Raw genomic sequence first — 419 nt, 5'->3', positions numbered from 1 at the left:
ATAGGAAGAGGATTCAGCATAAGAGCCCCTCAGACTTTTGACATCAACAGTCCTTCAGTTTTCACAGGAGAGTTTACAGGTATTCCAAACAACGGAGACATACCTGCGCCGGTTTCTCAGGGAAAATGGAACCTTGTGGGCAATCCATATCCTTCTGCTGTGGATGCAGTGGCTTTAATAAACGCCAATACCGATTTAGGCGCGCTGTATTTATGGACGCATAACTCGACTCCTACAAAACAGGCCGGAAGCAATGTATACACTTATGCCAGTGCAGATTTTGCAGTCTTCAACCTTTTGGGGGGTGCTGGAGGCGCAGAGCTTGACGGGCAGCAGTTCCAGGGATACATAGCGGCGGGACAGGGATTCATCTGCAAGCCGACCACTGCGACTCTGAACTTCACCAATGTAATGCGTGT

General features: G+C 49.2%; 1 pseudogene. It reads left to right on the top strand.

The features are described from left to right. Nucleotides 1-419: pseudogene (locus tag DM444_RS00125) on the top strand (T9SS sorting signal type C domain-containing protein); the annotation flags it as partial.

Origin of the sequence: Flavobacterium ginsenosidimutans (assembly GCF_003254625.1) — a bacterium.
Classification (GTDB): domain Bacteria; phylum Bacteroidota; class Bacteroidia; order Flavobacteriales; family Flavobacteriaceae; genus Flavobacterium; species Flavobacterium ginsenosidimutans.
The sequence above is the reverse complement of the archived record's forward strand: the minus strand, read 5'-3'. Positions and strand labels throughout refer to the sequence as shown.